This window comes from Longicatena caecimuris (assembly GCF_018406465.1).
Taxonomy (GTDB): domain Bacteria; phylum Bacillota_I; class Bacilli_A; order Erysipelotrichales; family Erysipelotrichaceae; genus Longicatena; species Longicatena caecimuris.
Genome location: NZ_AP024510.1, coordinates 1086821 through 1105857, shown reverse-complemented (window position 1 = coordinate 1105857; position 19037 = coordinate 1086821). Strand labels below are relative to the sequence as shown.

The window sequence follows — 19037 nt, the reverse complement described above, 5'->3', positions numbered from 1 at the left end:
TATCCTTCCTTTCTAACGATTTTTATAGTCCAAATTCTTATAACGTGAATAATTTTCTCTTAAGAAGGTCTTATGTATCACAACCGGCTGATAGCCTTTAGCTTCAATGACATAATCCTCAATCGTTGCCGGAATCGTTACAATATCCAAGTATTTCTGAGTATAGCTAAATTCCGGATGCGATTTGGAATATACCTTGATTTCTTCTCCATCCACTAAGGTGAGTACGGTAAACTGACCGTTATTTTTACCTTCGTAAATTGCATGGGTTTCCATTTCGATTCGATTGGTCTGATAATACATCAAGTCTGTAGAACCAACGGTATATTCACGATATTGTGGTGTTTCTTCGACCATTATCGGTTCAATGGCAATGTTGTTATCTACCCATTCACTATCCCTTTCAAAATGTAAAACCTTTTCTGCATTCGCAGTATGGATTGGTCGTACCTTACCTTCTTTATCCTTACGGTTATAATCATATACCTTATACGTATATGAGCCAATCGTTAAGCTTCCCAGTTCCAAAATCAACTGATTTCGTCCGGATGAATGAATCGTTCCTGCCGGCAGCATGATCTGTTTGCCCGGTATGGATGGTACGGCATTAACATATTTCTGATAATCAATATCACAGTGATCCTTTTCTGATTTTTTCGCCAGCTCCAAAAATTCCCTGCCATCATTTTTCCAGCCGACATACGTCTTGGCTCCATGTCCGGTCGCAATCACATAATAAGCTTCATCCTGACGGCCGAATTCATCATAGTTTTCAATGATAAAATCTTCATCCGGATGCACCTGAATCGACATGTTGCCATCACTGTGCCATGTATCATCATAGTTGAAACGAATTGGGAAATAACCTTCAAATTCTTCCATACAATGCTGTCCCATCATTTCTAAGCCTTTCTTTTGAACAAAGGTATAGAATGGGATATCCGCAACATCATCTCCCACTGCGACTTCAATACTTACTTCCATCGGGATAAATTCAAAGATCCATGCGATATTGCCGGCAATATCCATAGGAATATTACGAATCTTACGGATGTATTCTCCTCCCCAGATGCCTTCCAGATATACCGGTTTGGCACGGAATGGATATTGAATCAGCGTATCTAGGATTTCATTTAAGGCATGGTTGTATAACATGCGGCGATCATTATCATCATTATCCAAGATGTAGAAAGTAATGGCATCTTCATCTAGTAAAGTCTTACGTAAACGCAGTGTTACTTCAAAGTCGACAAAGTAATTACGACGCATCAACAAATTGAATGGTCTTGCACTTTCATCGCCGATATTCACGAATTTTTCTTCTCGAGCACGAATCGCCGCAACTTTCGGTGTTACATCTAAATAGGCAATGCCATTGGCTGCCTTACGGATGGCTTCACTGGCACTTCCCATGCCATATATCAAATGAATGCCTTTTTTTCTTTCCTTCAGCGTTTGTACTACTTCCGCCTGTTTCGCAGGATCAATAAAATTCTCGATATTCCCTTTGTATAATCTACCGAATAATAGTACCGGATCATCTTCATAGTTTAATGGTAGACTTTCTTTTGTCAGCTCATCTATTTGCGCCTGTGTTTTATAAATATCCCACATATCGTAAACATACAGGTCTGTTTGATTTTCTTTTGCAGCTTTTTGCAGTGCTTCCACCATAGATCCAAATTGCGCACTGACATAGCCATCCATGCATAAGACATAGCAATCATCACGCATGGCAGTCTGCATAGTGGTAATCATCGTTTTAGCGATAATTTCATTCCCACGAATGAAATTTTGTCGTACATCATCTTTCAATTGAATTTTGTTTACAGCATTTGGCTCATCATAAGCTAATGGTTTAAACATGAAACTCATAACAATTTCCTCCTTTATACGATACATTCATTCTGCTTCGCATATATACTATATGAAAGTTCATTTGCATAAAGTTTTGATACATATATTTTACATAGTCGATACAGAATGAATGGTTTTGTTTTTAATTATGAACTTATGCACCATCCTGCCTTTCATAGGCAGGATGTACATAAGTCTTTTTTTATTCTTCTACGATGAAGGTATCCAGATTTTCCTGTTTAACACCAACAAACCAAGTGAATAAGAAGCCGCAAGCAATAGAAGTCGCATATGCTAATAAGTATACCAGTGGTTTGGTATTAACCAAAGTTCCTAAGATACCGGAAACGTTGATTGTTACGGCGCCCATTTCTGGGAAGAAGCCACAAACCAAGCCGCCAACACCGGCACCTAGGCAGGCAGTCACAAAGGCTCGGCCTAATGGTAAGGTAACACCGAAGATCAATGGTTCACCGATACCTAAGATACCAGCAGGTAAGCCACCGACGATGGCACTCTGTAAAGCTTTTTGTTTACGATATTTGAAATACAACGCGGTCGCTGCACCAACCTGTCCGCCACCAGCCATAGAGTTAAATGCATACAACGGTGTGTAACCTAACTGCTGAATCAATGCCGTATGTACCGGTGTCAGACCTTGATGCATACCGGTCATTACCAATGGCAGGAACAATGCAGATATAACAGCACCGCCTAAAGGACCGGCATTATTGAATAACCACATCAATGCTTCTGTAATACCATCTGTGATAAGTCCGCCAACCGGCTGCAGGATGTAAATCGTAATGATACCGACAATGACAACCGATAAGAGCGACGGCATGTGAATGCGCAAGGCATTTGGTGTATGCTTTTTGATTTTTCTTTCGACAACAGCAATCAATGCACCAGCTGCCATTGCGGCCAATGTACCACCACGGCCATTTGCGAAAGATAAGCCTAAGAAGCCCATCGCAACGCCATTTAATCCGGCAACGTTGGTAACAATACCACCGGCAACCAAGCCAAGGTATGGATTTCCACCCATGACTTTTGCGGCCTGCATGGCAACAGCAATATTCAGATACGTAAAGAATGTACTAGCTAATACATTTAATACAGCCATGAATTGTGAACCGCCATCCACAACAGCAGCCGGATCAAATAAACTAATACCGGTCATGTTAAAAATCAACACAAACAGCTTCATGATACCAAAGATCAAACCGGTTCCGGCAAATACCGGAATCAATGGTGCGAATACTTTCGCAAAGAAACTGAAGATACCTTTAGCATCTTTCTTCTTCATCAAAGCACCATCGGCTTTCACTTCGGAGTAGTTCAAGCCGGGCATCGTTTTTAATTCCGTACAGACATCATCTGCCACACCCGGACCTAATACGATCTGCGGTTCTTCCGGAGAACCAACTACCCGTAAAACCCCTTTAATGTTTCCCAATGCCGCTCTGTCAACCTTAGATGGATCCACTACAACGACACGTAGCCTGGTCATACAATTCTCAAAGACCTTAATGTTTCCAGCTCCTCCTAAGCCTTCTAAGATCTGCTGACCTAGTGATAATTTTTCAGCGCTCATAAATTACCCTCTCTTTCTTACACCGAAATTACATTATCTGAAACTAACTGTAATTTAATTTCATGTATATTATAATATCTGTGTAATTAAATTACAACTATTTTTTATACTTTCTCGTAATTTAATTTCATTTATGTGTAAAATGTATTAAAAAATGGCATTTTTTGCCACTTTTCGACGTATTTTATCTTTTATTATGTAATTTATTTTCTTTTTTCTATAGTATAAAAGTGTACACTTGTTGGATTCATCTCTCTTGTGAACGTAATTTTATCTACATTTTGAAATTTAGTTTCTCTTGAAATACTCAATTTCATACAACTTTTATCTTGCAGACAGTTGTTATGAAAAGCATCCACATAATATTCTTTCATGATATAATCCGCCTTTTTTATATGTTTTAGCAGAAAATGATATTCCCGTTTATCTTCTAATGGATTCGCTGCCATGATGGCATAGCTGTCTTTATCTTTGGTCGCGATGATTTGATTTTCCGTATCTTCTTCCACAATGAGCTGCCAAGGCTTGAGCCAGTGAAACATCGTCATGACATGCCCGCTTGGTGTTGGGATATAAGTATCTTCCATTTGTAAGAACATCGTTCTTCCTAACTGCTGATTCGGATTATGAAAACTGCACCAAGGAAACATCTTTAAGTTTTTACAATAGGAACCTAACAACATGCCGGCTACTTCACCACTGGCGTTATGTAAATTGTCCGGTCTGCCGGCATCTCCCAAACCATAACGCATACCGTATTCGCTCATCATCAAAGGCAATTCCGGTAAGTTAAATTCTTTTCGCAGTTCTTCATGACGAATATAAAATTCTAAGATGCGGCATGGATTTCCATGATATTCATGCATTGAATAATAATCAATTTTGCGCTTTTCATCCTTTGCCAGAAGCCGCATAAAAGCATCCCAGTATTTCCAATTGGACATACCTGCCGACATCCCAAAACCACCAATCTGCAATGGCTGTTCATAAGAATGTTTGGCATTTAAACGAGCTATGGCACGACTAGCACACTGATATAACGGATAGTATTCTTCCATGCGCAAGCCACCGAAACGCGGAATTTCCACTTCATTACAACATTCAATATAGACAATATTGGCAATATGCTCTTTATAGTATTCCACTACCTTTTCAAAAACTTTTTCATAGGTTTCCAGAGTAATGATTCCTTCAATAACTTCACGCTCATAACGGCGAATATTCAACATAACCGTTTTGGCATGCGCCGCATGAGAACGCAGATAATCTTCTTCATGCACCTGAAAAGGACTTACTTCCGTCAACGGCCAATCGTATTCATAATGCTTATTATCACCAACATAGCGATTTTCACCAATCAGATAATTCCAATGATATTCATTCGTTCGATAATCCCAAACTTCGTCCAAGGTCACAAACAGCCGAATGATATCCGGCTTACCGATAATCTCCTCCATGACCTCAGGAAAATCCGTATTCGGGGTATAACGTAAAGTCGTGTTCTGGTATTTCTCTACGTTTGGCCATGCCCTTAAAACAGTTGCTGCATCAATTACAATGTTCATGATATCCTCCTCTTATGTAATTATATTTCATTTATAAGATATCACCATTGTAATTAATTTTCAATATGTTATTGATTCTTTCTTTTCCAATACCTTTTATCTGAAAAATTTATTTCTTTATCTAAAAAATTCATTACAGCATGAAACATAGAAAAAAGAGACTGTAACCTCATAGACTTATCAATCTTGTCTATTTCATTACAGCCTCAAGTAAGACAATTATTTATGCAATTTATTCTTTCAGCTTTTTATCAGCCTCATCTTTTTTATAATCTTCATAGAAATTGGAAAATGCATGACAGGAACTGCAATCACTTGTACAAGAGCCACAACCGCTATTTCCTTTTTTAGCTCTGGTTACATAAAAGACAATGATCAATAAGCCGATAATAATGGCGCTCACGATAACATCTGCTAAGTTCATATCATCACATCCTTCTTATACTATTAGTATATGTTTTTTTCTTGATTCTGTCATCAGAAAAGCAAGGAACCTATCTGATAAACAAGTAGTGCTACCACATAAGCTACACCGGTTTGATAAGCCACTGTAGCCAATGCCTGTTTCATAGAACCTAATTCACGTTTTGTTGCCGCAAAAGCAGCTACACATGGCATATATAACACCGTGAAACATAGGAAAGCAAATGCGGATACCGGAGAGAAGATCGTTTGCAGAGCTACGGATAATCCGGCATCACTAGTCGTATTGGTTAATACAGAGAGGGTAGAAACAACACTTTCTTTCGCCGTAATTCCGGTAACCAATGCCGTTGATGCACGCCAGTCCTCAAAGCCTAATGGGGCAAAAATATGGGAGATCCAAGTTCCGATGTTAGCCAACATACTGGTAGATGAATCTTCTACAAAGTTAAAGGCAAAGTCAAAGCTTTGTAAGAACCAGATGATGATACTAGCTACAAAGATGATCGTAAAAGCTTTACGTAAGAAATCTTTTGCTTTTTCCCACATGTGTAAGAGCACACTTTTCGCACTTGGAATACGATAAGCCGGTAATTCTAAGACAAAGGGTACAGATTCCCCTTGAAATACAGTACGCTTTAATAATAAAGCAGACAGTATCGCAACAAAGATGCCTATCAGATACACACTAATCAAAATAAGTGCCGTATGTTCAGGGAAAAAGGCAGCTGTGATCATGCCGTAAATAGGCAGTTTTGCACTACAGGACATAAAAGGTGTTACCACGATTGTCATCTTGCGATCACGATCACTACTTAAGGTCCGAGTTGACATGATTGCCGGTACGCTGCAGCCAAAGCCAATCAGCATTGGCACAAAGCTTCTGCCACTTAAGCCAAGCTTGCGCAATGCCTTATCCATGACGAAGGCTACCCTTGCCATATAACCACTATCTTCTAATAAAGAAAGAAAGAAAAATAAGGTAACGATGACTGGAAGAAACGATAAGACACTTCCTACCCCATTACAGATACCATCAATCACCAAGGCATGCAGCCAAGAGCTTACTTGTAAATGCATTAGTAAATCACTTAACGCATTGACCGCAATGTCAATTCCTTCTTCTAATAAGCCTTGCAAAGTACCACCAATCGGTCCAAAGGTTAAATAGAAAATCATCAACATAATAAGGATAAAAACCGGAATACCTAAGTATTTATGCGTTAACAGCTGATCAATGCGCTGACTGCGCTTTAATCCTTGTGAGCGATGATTTTTCACAACACAATCTTTTACCAGCTCTTCAATATAAGAATAACGCATATCCGCTAATGCCGCCTCACGGTCTGTACCTAAAGCATCTTCCATGCTTTTAACGATTTTTTCTATAATATCCAGATCATCTTGATGTAAGTGCAAAGCACGCTGCATCGGTTCATCACCTTCAACCAATTTGGTAGCCGCAAAGCGTGTTGGATAATCTGCAGTCTGCGCATGATCTTCAATGATATGTGCAATTGAATGAATGGCACGATGTACTTCACCTTTACAAAAATCCAGATGAATGGCTTCTTGATGTTTACGTGTTTCCTTCTTGATTACACTAATCAAATCATTGATGCCTTCATTCTTACTAGCGGAAATCGGTACGATGGGAATTTGTAAATGCTTTGACAGCTTTTCTACATCAATACTGTTTCCACTGGCAGTAACTTCATCCATCATATTCAATGCGATGACCATCGGTGTCTTTAATTCCATCAACTGTAAAGATAAATATAAGTTTCGTTCAATATTGGTCGCATCCACGATATTAACAATTAAGGCAGGATGATCTTTTAAGATAAAATCTCTTGTGACAACTTCTTCACTTGTATAAGGCGACAAAGAATAAATGCCCGGAAGATCGACAAGTGTTGCCTCTTTGAAATTCTTAATGATTCCCATTTTCTTTTCTACTGTTACCCCGGGAAAGTTACCGACATGCTGATTGCTTCCGGTTAAACGGTTAAATAAGGTTGTCTTGCCACAGTTCTGGTTACCGGCTAATGCAATTAGCACTTCACTCATAGCACTTCCTCCTTAACTAGTACTTCAATCTCTGCTGCATCCTGCAAACGCAGTGTTAATACATAACCACGCAAATATAATTCCATGGGATCTCCCATAGGGGCAATCTTAGTTACCTGAATTTTGGTCTTAGGAGTTAATCCCATATCTAAAAGTCTTCTGCGCAATGCTCCTTGCCCACCTACACTTTGTATGATGCCGCCCATACCCGGACGTATTTTGTCTAATGTCGTCATCATGCTGTCTACCGCCTTCCTAAAAAAGTTATACGCGTCTAACGTTTACATATCTATCATACTCGAAATTCTTAACTTGTCAACAAATTGCATGTGTTTCGTAAAGAAAAGTAATAAATTCATGTATGAATGCGTTTACATCAAATGATATGCTCTGTCGTGTATAATGATAAGTAAAAAAGACAAGAGCGAAAGTAAATTCTCGTTAGCGGGTCTTTCTGGATTTGATGCATATTAGGCAATGAAAAGCACATCACCCTGTGAAACAAAGTAACGACTAGCTTTGTGCCTAATTGAGGCAAAGACTGCCTTTTATATAAAACAGCTTTCTATATCATAAAGGCTTTTTCCAGATAGATGTGATGTATCAATTAAGATTCTTCATTACAGGAAAAAGCAAAAAACGCCATAATAAAAAGAGTGTTTCCACTCTAACAGCATAATATAGGATAGCACATGCCGCCTCCACCAAGGCACATATTACATAACAGCAAATAACAACAGAAATTGCTTGCACCACCAAACGGTGTCTGCATCTGCTGATAGCGCGTCCTGCCTCTTTGCAACTGCGCATACAATTGACGATACTGTTGGTTGCTTGGATCCATTTGACAAGCTTTTTCCGCCGCATCCATTGCCGCAATATGATTACCTAAGCCATAATTCGCAATGGCAAACAGATAATACCAGCTGGCATCACGTTCTTGAATATTAATTAAAACATTGTACGCTGCCTGATATTGACCGGTATTCAGATAATTCACTACCGCTTGATAATCATTCGTTGCCCCACCCTTTTGATAGCCTTGATAATTACCATAGCTACTGCTAAAGCCACTGGCATTCCAAAAGTCTTGCGGTCCACCGTTTTTCTTATAATCCATGATCTGCTGGTAAGCATTCTGAATTTCTTTAAACTTTTCTTCAGCTCCCGCTGTTTTATTTACATCCGGATGATACTGCTTTGCTAATCGTCGGTATGCTTTTTTTATTTCATCTTCACTGGCATCTCTTGATACCCCTAATATCTTATAAGGATCTTCCATCTTCTTCACCTGTTCTCTTTTTACGTGCTAATTCATATTTTGCCCATATCCCTGAGTATAATACGTTGCGGATGATATCTGCATACGCAATGATAGGCAATATTTCAAAAGCCTCACATGATGCGGAAATCATCAATTCTAAAATCGTGCGCATGCGTTCATCAAAATCGCTTTTCTTCGCTTCTTCTAACAAAGGATTAAAACACTGTTTCTTTTTATCTTCTTCTAGATCATCATAAGCATCCAGCAGATAAATATAGCGTCCCAGATAATCGCCCATCGTTCTTAAAGTGGGTGCCCACACATCTTCCTTGTAGCATAAAATTTCTGCCATAAAACGTCCTGTATAGGAAGCCAACAGATCCAGATCCCTAGTTCCCTTTTTTTCTTCTTCACCAAGTGCTATCAAGGCTTCTTCAATACGTGTTACTTTCTCAGGATACTTTTGCTTAATGCTTTCATAGCGATGCTTTAATACTTTCTGATACATATGTGATGTATGCGAATGTTCATCCTGCCAATTGTCTTCACACTTTAAATACGTTAAGACAATCGTCATCTCGGCCGCATAGCTAAGATAGATGTTATCATACATCCTATGCTTTTGCATGGGATGTATCATACAGCGTTTCATCTTCTCTTCCGTAGGCGGTTCATATAACGCAGTTAACAAAATGGCCAGAAATGTCATATCGTAATTTAAGGAAAACCGTGACAGCTGTCCAAATTCTTTTTTCAAACATTGACAAAGGCCACAGTAAAAACTGCGATAAACATCAAAATCTTTGATTTTTAGTTCCGGTTTATTTACAATGACATAGCCAAACATGCTCTTACCTCAAATATATTCATGTCATATAGTTTAACCTGTTCTTTAAAAAAATTCAAGAACAGGCGTTAAAATAACATGATTCTACATATTCAAAGGATATAAAAAACATTGTTTTAGATGCTTTCTTTGTGTTTCATCAATACCGAATTCTGCTTGAAAATAGGCTTCATAGGTTTGATAGCGTTGTTTAATAGCCTGCAAAGCTGCCCTAAGATACTGCTTTTGTACCCCCATTACAGCCTCCATATCCGTTTGCGAAGCTGTTACCTGCGCATAGATTTTCGCATTCTCCTTTTTACGATACTGATTGCTTAAGACATAATCATTTAAGATGGTTTCTTCATCAACATCAAGCAGCAACAATAGCAAAGCTGCCCCAAAACCAGTGCGATCTTTTCCTGCACTGCAATGAAACAATACAGGTACCTCTTCCTCTAACACCACTTGTACAAGAAGGCGATATGCAGGATTATCAAAAGGAAGCTTCCTATAAACCTGCATCATCATATTCTTTAACAATGTGACATCTACTTGTTGCAATAATGTCGCAAAATCAAAACTGCCTTTTACATCCATTCCTTGATCAAAAGTTATCGCCGATATGGGATGATACTTCGCTTCCCGTAAGTGGATGTCCTCCTTGCCTTTACGTTCCATATCACTACGCAAATCCAGAATATGTTGTATATGCAGTTGATGCAAATAATCCACATGATCCTTCTGTAAATCACACAAAGGAGCACTGCGATAAAAACAATCATAGCGTACCTGTTGTCCATCACGATTCACATAACCGCCAAGATCACGAAAGTTCACAACACCGGTGTCAGGTAGCGCCCGTGGTTTTACGACAAAGGTTTGCTTGTCTTTGCGAATATAGAGCATTGGACGTTTGTCCTTGCCAGAAAGCAAAAGGCGCTGATTTCCTGTAACCTGCTGTAAGAGGCATCTTTTCTCATCGTAGACATCATAAACTCCTGCATCTGCATCCATCTCTAACAACCAACCATCTTCATAACGTAATTCCATAGTTAATATCTCCTATTCATCACACATATCATATATTTTCTACTATCTTCTAGTATACCTGCAATGTATCATGAAAACAATTCTTCAAGAAGGAATCCATACGTTTTCTTGCATTTCGTAATCCTCTATCTGCACATTAATCCTAGCCGTTAGGCGTTAGATAAGTCCTTATTCGATTTATAATTCACTGGAAAGGCATAAAGGATACATTGGTAATGTACCTTATAAAACTACTGGGTAAAACAGCCATAACAAAAAAAGATCCCTCCTTTCATAAACAACGTTTTATTTATTTTCATTGTCTACTTTAGAGGAATCATATCAAAGCTGTCTGAAAAACAGTCAACAAAGGGAATCTTTTTTTTATTCTAGTCCTTATGCATGAACCGTAACGACGTAATCGCCATCAACGACATCAACACTGATGACATCATCCTTACCGGCATTGCCTTCAATCATCTTACGAGCAATCAGCGTTTCAATGTTACGCTGGATATAACGCTTCATAGGTCTTGCCCCATATACCGCATCAACGCCTTGAGTAGCAATACTGCGATATACAGCGTCACTAACTTCTAACTTAATATCTTTATGGGCTAATCGCTGTGTCAGCTCATCCATAAATTTATGAGCAATCTTACCTAACATATCATCATTTAAAGCATTGAACACAACAATTTCATCAATACGATTGATAAATTCCGGCTTAAAGTATTTCTTCACTTCGTTTAAATATTTGTCTTCTTTATCTTCTTCATCAAAGGCAAACTGACTTCCCAGATTACTTGTCATGATCAGCAGCGTATTCTTAAAGTCTACGGTCACACCTTTGGAATCGGTAATACGTCCATCATCCAGAATTTGCAATAATACGTTAAAGACATCCGGATGGGCTTTTTCAACCTCATCAAACAGTACGATAGAATATGGATTCCGACGGATTGCTTCCGTTAACTGACCACCTTCATCATAACCGACATATCCCGGAGGAGCACCAATCAAACGGGCAACGCTATGTTTCTCCATATATTCACTCATATCAATACGAACGATATGTGATTCACTATCGAAAAGCTGTTCTGCCAATGCTTTGGCAACTTCTGTCTTACCGACACCGGTAGGTCCTAAAAATAAGAAGCTTCCGATAGGACGATTTTCATCTTGAATCTGGGCTTTGCTACGTAGAATGGCATCACTTACAAGCTCTAAGGCATTATCTTGTCCAATGACACGTTTTTGCAATGCTTCTTTTAAATGCAATAATTTCTGACGCTCACTTTCCACTAATCGTGCAACTTCTATACCGGTCCAGCGCGAAACAATCTTGGCAATGAGCTCTTCATTTACCGTTTCCTGAATCAAGGCATCCTCATTATGTTCTTTTTCAGCTTGCTCACGAATGAGCTTCTCTAAATGCGGAATGGTTCCATACTGCAGCTTCGCCGCATCCTCATAACGAGCCTCACTTTGTGCCTGTTCTAAGTCTAAGCGTGCTTTTTCCAGTTTTACCTTGGCATCTTTGCTTTCTTCCAAAACAGCTTTTTCATCTTCCCATTTTGTATAAAGCTCATCTTTCTTTGCACGTAACTCTTCCAATTCTTTCTTAATATCATTCAATCGTTCAATTGCTTTTTTATCTTCTTCCTTCTTTAACGCCGTTTCTTCGATTTGCAGTTGCATGATCTTACGTTGTAATTCATCCAATTCTTGTGGCATGGATTCCATTTCCACCCGTAAGGTAGCACAAGCTTCATCTACTAAATCAATGGCTTTATCCGGTAAGAAACGATCTGTGATATAACGATTTGACATAGTAGCTGCCGCAATGATTGCTTCATCTAAGATTTTTACACCATGATAAGATTCAAAGCGATCTTTTAAACCACGCAAGATACTGATGGTATCCTCAACCGTTGGCTCTTGCACAGTAACTCTTTGGAATCGACGTTCCAAAGCTGCATCCTTTTCGATATACTGACGATATTCATTAAAGGTCGTTGCTCCGATACAACGCAATTCTCCACGCGCTAGCATTGGCTTCAACATATTGCCGGCATCCATACTGCCTTCGGTTTTACCGGCACCAACCAAATTATGAATTTCATCAATAAACAATATAATGTTTCCTTCGGCATTTTTTACTTCTTCCAAAATTGCTTTTAAACGTTCTTCAAACTCACCACGATACTTCGCACCGGCAATCAAAGAACCCATATCCAATTCAATCAGTTTTTTATCCTTTAACGAACTAGGTACATCACCCTTCATGATACGCCAAGCAATTCCTTCCACTACAGCGGTCTTACCAACGCCTGGCTCACCAATCAATACTGGGTTATTTTTCGTCTTACGAGATAAGATTTGGATAACACGGCGAATTTCATCATCACGGCCAATAATAGGATCAATTTTACCGCTTTTTACATCTTCGACCAAATCACGACCGTATTTACTTAAAGCCTCTAAATTGCTTTCCGCATTTGGTGTATCCATATTTTTGCCACCACGACGTTTCAGTTCCTCTTCCTTGCATGCTTGCTCATTCAGGTGGAACTCTTTCACCAACTGTTTAGAAATATAAGATTTGTTAAACAGTAAGGCGATAAAAACACTGGCAACACTTAGATAGCTTTCCTGAACGGAATCACTCCATTGCTGCGCCTTATCAAATGACTTCGCAACTTCATTTGAGAATTGCGGATTCACATTGGAACTGCGAGCTACCCTGCTCATCTCATCATCAATCATTTGTAAAGCTCTTATCTTATCAATATTCAATCGCTTAAACAGTCCATCTAACACATCGTTTTCAAAGATAGCTTTCAGCATTTGAATTGTGTCAATGGTTGTATGCTGATAGGTTTTACAGATTTCGACGGCATGCATGATAACTTCTTGCAGTTTCTCACTCATCTTTTCAAAGTTCATAGTATCACGCTCCTTTAGCACTCTAACACTTTGATTGCTAACTGTATTATAGCACAAGTTTTAGCACTGTCAACACTTGAGTGCTAATTTTTACTTAAAATGATTTTCATTTAAAGTAGAGGTATGCTATTTTTAAGAATCATTTGCCAATATTTTAATGACTTGTATATTTTATATTCTTGCATCATAACAAAAAGCTATACTGCATATTGCGCAATATAGCTTTTTACATGTATCTGAAAACTTTTTATACACTATTTTTTCCATACACCACTTTTTTTACGAATACGTCCATTACGAAGGACTAACATTTCGCAAAATAGCAATCGTTTGACAATAACGTATTATTCTTGCTCAAGAGCAAGCGTTCTCGTAGTGATATCGCATACTTCAGCAGGTCCGTAATACTGGATAGCTCCTGGATAAACAAAGCAAGTTTCACTCGCCCATTCTTCTCTATGTGCTTCGAAGAATTTGAATGGTTTTCCATCAAGTTCAACTAAAGCCTTTCTGATAACTGGTTTATCTTCGCCATGACGTCTTTCTACGTTCATCATCTTCGTGATTGGCATACCACCGGCAACCCATTCGCTAGCTGGCTTAGAAAGATTAGAAATCTTTGATAAGTAGCCTGTATAACCATACTGGATCAACATAAATGCGTTATATCCTAATGAGTAGCAGTAGTCTGAATCGAAATTAGATGGGAATGCACATCTTCCTTCATATCCAAAGAAATGGTGAAGAGGATTAAATTTACCATTGTATGTACCGGCTTTTCTTCTCTCTTCTAATTTATCTTTTACTAAAGCAGAGAATAATTTTTCTGATTCGATCAAAGAAACCTGCACATTTCCATGTGGATCTCTTTCTAAGAATAACTGCTGCTGGATACCTTCTGGAAGGATTGCAAATACATCCATAGATGCTTTTGTTAAACCATTTTCGATGAAGGCATATTTTTCTTTCCAAGTTGCTAAAGCATTGAATGCTTCTGCTTTGCTGCCTGCTAATAATTCATTGATTTCCTGAATCAGTGCAGAGAATTCAGGAACGAATTCAACAACACCTTCTGGGATGATGGCAACACCAAAGTTCATGCCTTTCGCTGCACGTTTTTCAACAGAATCAGCGATATAATCAGCAATCTGTGATAATGACATCTTTTTCTCAGCTACTTCTTCAGAAATCAAGCAGATGTTTGGCTGTGTTTCAAGAGCACATTCCAAAGCTACATGAGATGCAGAACGTCCCATAACTTTGATGAAATGCCAGTATTTCTTTGCAGAGTTTGCATCTCTTTCAATGTTACCAATCAATTCACTGTATGTTTTTGTTGCTGTATCAAAACCAAAAGAACATTCAATATCTTCATTTTTAAGGTCACCATCAATAGTTTTAGGACAACCGATAACCTGAACACCTGTATTATTAGCTGCAAAATATTCTGCTAATACAGCTGCATTTGTATTAGAATCATCTCCACCGATAATAACGATAGCCGTGATACCATGTTTTTTACAAACTTCAGCAGCGATAGCAAACTGTTCATTTGTTTCCAGTTTTGTTCTGCCAGATCCGATAATATCAAATCCACCAGTGTTTCTGTATGCATTGATATATGCATCATCGAAAGTTAAATAATCATCTTCGATCAAACCACTAGGACCATTTTTAAATCCCAACAATACATTTTCTTTATTGGTTGCTTTTAATGCATCGTATAAACCACAGATAACGTTATGTCCACCTGGAGCCTGTCCTCCAGAAAGGATAACACCGACAACCTGTTTTTTTGCTTCAGATGTATTTGCTCCTTTTTGGAAAGTGATTTCCTTTTTACCATAAGTATTTGGGAAAAGTTCTTTGATCTTTTCTTGATCGGCTACACTTTGCGTTTCCTCACCTTCTACAACACAAATATCTGCAATACCGTTTCTTAGCATTCCTGGAAGTTTAGGTGCATACTCATATCTAGCTTTTTGTAGTGATGAAATTTCCATAATCATTCTCCTTTTCATTTATCTAATTACATCCTAAATTATAAGGCATTCACCTTAAAATGTAAACTACTAAAAGGTCATAAGTATGATTTTAAAGAGTCCAAGACAGATGTCCATGATAATCACTCATACTTCATTTAAAGAGATAGCTTTGAAACAAAAAAGCTTGTATGATATCTTGCTTATTCACAATCTTTGCTACCTTTAGATCTATTGCTTATTCATCCTTTTTTTGCAATATTCTTTTATAGCATCATGTATCCAAAGACCTTTATTACAGAATATACCTTCACCTTTATCTTTTAGATATTCTATTGCTTCTTGATATTGGGCATTGTAAGTCATTGATAGAGATACCCTTAGTTCTTCATGATATGGTTGATCACTTATATGAGCATAAAAATCATCTATTGTGACCTCATTCATAATCTGATTAAATTTTTCTAAATACAGATCCACATAGCTTTCCATTTCTTCGCTTGTCCACTCTTTTAGATAATCATAGTCTAAATATACTTCAACACCACTAACCGTGAATGCGCCGACAGCCCTTAAACTCAGTGGCTCTGTTTTATTGTTATCCATATGTAGACAATCCCATAATAAATCATCTATCCATAAGGGCTTGATTTTTACTCGTATACTGCAACAACATCTATCGTCAACTGTTTCTCTAACATCAATCATACATTCTATAAACAAATCATTTTTACTATACCAAATCATATAGTCTTTCTTCTTCATTTTGTATGCCTTGACTTTTTCCTTTAACATCCTTGGCAATGCTTTTTTTAATTCTCTTAGTTTTCTTTGTTGCTCTCGTTTCATATTCATTCTCCCAACATATCGTAATAGACTCATCTATGGTTATTCTTACCATATACGTTTCCTCATAAAACTTGTTAGTTATAAATACCTATTCATTCGTTTTTTAATTGTATCATGAAATCTCATTCCATTGATAGATAGTTTCTTTTTAATTATAAAAAGACAATCAATTTCTTATTTAAAATCAACTGTCTTTCCTATGTCTTATTCAATTTTATGTGTTAAATGAGTGCCTTTCAGTTAACACCCTGTTAAAAGCGGTTTTGCCTTGTAAATACAGCGTTTTCCGCTTAGTAGTGTATATTGTCTCTTGTTTTTTGTGCCCCCCTTGTTAGATAACGGGGGCTTGATAAGGCTCGCTACGCTCGCCAGCAAGCTGGCGTGGCGATATGTCTTACGACCGCCACCGCTGGCGGATCACTCCGTCGATTTGCAACATTTTGAGCGTATCTCCCATACAAACTGAGATTTATTGCTCTAACACGAAATATGAATCGTATTCTGTTCCGTCATGACCTATTAGTTTTTCTTCCGAGAGTTTAAAACCTAAGCTTCTCAATGCTGAAATGCGTTCCGTCGCTGATGTAATCCCTTTTGTGGCTATTTTATCACAGTGAAACAGTGTATATGTATGTTCAATTATCAACTTTAGAATTGAAACAATCTCACTTGCAATTTCATAATCACTCCGAATATCTAATCTAAGTAAACCACAATTTGTAAAATAATCATCAGCTTCTCTGTGGAAAAGCTCTATCGTACCTATCGCTTCATTCGTTGCCTTTGAAACAATCGTCCAACGGACAAATCCTTGTCTCTTATACTCCCAAAGCCAGTATTCAATTGCCTGCCCCATTCTGTTTTCAGTTGTATAATGAAAATCATCTTCACCACAATTATCACTATTAAAAAAAGGTACAGATTTCTCATCAGAATAAACTTTTAACAAATCTGCTTTATCCTCCTTGTTTGTTAATCTTAACATATAATATTCATTCTCATAGTTAGGACAATTTTTATATACATCAACCATTTTGTTAATCCCCCTTGATAAATTCCAATTTGCCTTTACTTGTATTATACCATGCTGTTATAAACATTGTCATTTCTTTTCTACTTTTGAAAAGTTACTTCTCAGTCCATGATTTGTAAAGGGTGCTATATAGCATTGCTTACGCAATAAGCCCTTGACAAACCATAGCCCGATAAGTGTAGAGTAATCAAGCAGAAATGAAATAGTCTGCTGTTTCACGATATAGAAAAAGACGCTCTTTTTCAAGCGTCGTTCTTCCATAACTCTGCATTTCTTTGTATAAGTCGTTACATCAGGCTCTTTCGTTTGTTGTAATTTCGTTGTAATTTTCTTTATTTTTCTTCTGCTGTTTTGTCGATAGACACTGTATTTATGCGGATTTTCTAAATTTTTTATCCGTTTTTCGTATTATAAAAGTAGGAAAAATATCCTAGTGATAAGAAAATTAATCAAATTATAAAATGTAGTTTGCATGTATGAACTAGAAATAACATTAATTTTCATAATCAACGCTAGTTTATTATGAAAAGGTAATATAACTTTTATCCATCGACAGGTTTTTCTTTTTAACTTTTCTCAATACTCTTTTCATTTTAACCAACGAGAGTTTGAAAACAGGGTTCTGTTCATAGGGGAACAGGTAATGCCATATATTGTAATAGAAATCAATTCTGCAAATCGAGGTTGTTCTATTTATTCTTTTTGGGTTTTGGATTTGGCAATTCATCATACATGGCATCAAATAAGCCAGTCAAGTAATCCTCGTCGTCAACATCATCAACAAGTAACATCTCTTTTGCTCCTTCATATGGCAATTCATGCACAGCATTTGGCATATATGAAATGGCTGATTTTACTGGTTTCACGAGTAATCGATCATCATATATTCCGCCGACAATCTTGCCCTTATAATAGAGTATAAATTCTCCCATCATTGCTCTATATGATACTTCTTCCAACTCATATAACTGCCCTAAAATAAATTCTAAATATTCTTTGCTCGATGCCATAATTTCCTCCTCAAATTCTAATTTCATATTCATTACCTACAAATGACTGACCGTGCCATTTCCGATGAGAAGATTTTCTCCTGTGGAAGTCAAAATCCCGTGCAGATGCTTTGCCCAATCTTCCATTGTCATAGGCACTTCTCGTTCTGCTTATCTTTCCACAAAATCAGGATATCCGGAAACAAGCTGTTCCATTGCTTGAAGATTGTAAATGGCATCTCCCTTGCCACTTCACGATTTTCTTCTTTTTGAACCTATCGGAATTTTTGACAAGTTGAATTTTCATTCAGTTCGCCTTCACCATAAATATGCTTAATGTGTTCTACAACATTAGTTCGTGAAGTCTGAAACAAGTCTGCCATCTGTTGTTGCGTAAGCCACACCGTTTCATCTTGCAGGAGGTGACCCATTTGGGTTGTGACTTGAGATAATCAATCATCTCCTAAATTCGTTCTTTTTCCTGCCTAGTAATTCACGTTGGCAACCATCGCTGATATTCTGGGCAAAGATAAGTCTACTGTCGCAAAAGAAATAAAACTTCACCGTACAGAATGCCTTTAGAACGCTCTTCTTATTCTTC

General features: G+C 37.8%; 14 protein-coding genes. All 14 read right to left on the bottom strand.

Features of this window, described 5'->3' with window-relative positions; translation table 11 throughout:
- Positions 1-12 precede the first annotated feature (12 nt).
- On the bottom strand, positions 13-1875 hold the full coding sequence (locus tag KJS44_RS05060; protein ID WP_008689148.1) for a class I mannose-6-phosphate isomerase: 1863 nt from the start codon (positions 1873-1875) through the stop codon (positions 13-15).
- 184 nt (positions 1876-2059) lie between these two features.
- Complete coding sequence (locus KJS44_RS05055) at positions 2060-3454, bottom strand: PTS transporter subunit EIIC (RefSeq protein ID WP_008689149.1); 1395 nt, start codon at positions 3452-3454, stop codon at positions 2060-2062.
- A gap of 203 nt (positions 3455-3657) precedes the next feature.
- Positions 3658-5019: a hypothetical protein gene (locus KJS44_RS05050; RefSeq protein WP_008689150.1), complete on the bottom strand. Its 1362-nt coding sequence runs from the start codon at positions 5017-5019 to the stop codon at positions 3658-3660.
- A 232-nt stretch (positions 5020-5251) separates the two neighbouring features.
- Entirely contained in the window at positions 5252-5443 is a 192-nt protein-coding gene (locus tag KJS44_RS05045) for a FeoB-associated Cys-rich membrane protein (protein WP_008689151.1), read from the bottom strand.
- A gap of 53 nt (positions 5444-5496) precedes the next feature.
- A complete protein-coding gene (gene feoB, locus KJS44_RS05040; RefSeq protein WP_008689153.1) occupies positions 5497-7512 on the bottom strand; it encodes a ferrous iron transport protein B in 2016 nt (671 codons plus the stop codon).
- Positions 7509-7751, bottom strand: a complete 243-nt coding sequence (locus KJS44_RS05035; protein ID WP_008689156.1) for a FeoA family protein — start codon at positions 7749-7751, stop codon at positions 7509-7511. Before KJS44_RS05035 ends, feoB begins: the two co-directional genes overlap by 4 nt.
- Positions 7752-8179: 428 nt before the next feature.
- Positions 8180-8794: a tetratricopeptide repeat protein gene (locus KJS44_RS14665; protein WP_008689158.1), complete on the bottom strand. Its 615-nt coding sequence runs from the start codon at positions 8792-8794 to the stop codon at positions 8180-8182.
- Complete coding sequence (locus KJS44_RS05025; RefSeq protein WP_008689159.1) at positions 8778-9623, bottom strand: DUF5685 family protein; 846 nt, start codon at positions 9621-9623, stop codon at positions 8778-8780. The genes KJS44_RS14665 and KJS44_RS05025 overlap by 17 nt, the downstream gene beginning before the upstream one ends.
- 84 nt (positions 9624-9707) lie before the next feature.
- On the bottom strand, positions 9708-10655 hold the full coding sequence (locus KJS44_RS05020) for a tyrosine-protein phosphatase (protein ID WP_008689160.1): 948 nt from the start codon (positions 10653-10655) through the stop codon (positions 9708-9710).
- Positions 10656-11030: 375 nt separating this feature from the next.
- A complete protein-coding gene (locus KJS44_RS05015) occupies positions 11031-13583 on the bottom strand; it encodes an ATP-dependent Clp protease ATP-binding subunit (protein WP_008689161.1) in 2553 nt (850 codons plus the stop codon).
- A gap of 344 nt (positions 13584-13927) precedes the next feature.
- Positions 13928-15586, bottom strand: coding sequence for a diphosphate--fructose-6-phosphate 1-phosphotransferase (locus tag KJS44_RS05010; RefSeq protein WP_008689162.1), 1659 nt, complete (start codon positions 15584-15586; stop codon positions 13928-13930).
- Positions 15587-15796: 210 nt separating this feature from the next.
- Positions 15797-16414, bottom strand: a complete 618-nt coding sequence (locus tag KJS44_RS05005) for a hypothetical protein (RefSeq protein WP_008689163.1) — start codon at positions 16412-16414, stop codon at positions 15797-15799.
- 469 nt (positions 16415-16883) lie between these two features.
- On the bottom strand, positions 16884-17447 hold the full coding sequence (locus KJS44_RS05000) for a GNAT family N-acetyltransferase (RefSeq protein WP_008689164.1): 564 nt from the start codon (positions 17445-17447) through the stop codon (positions 16884-16886).
- Positions 17448-18136: 689 nt separating this feature from the next.
- A complete protein-coding gene (locus KJS44_RS04995) occupies positions 18137-18457 on the bottom strand; it encodes a TfoX/Sxy family protein (RefSeq protein WP_008689165.1) in 321 nt (106 codons plus the stop codon).
- Positions 18458-19037: the final 580 nt, after the last annotated feature.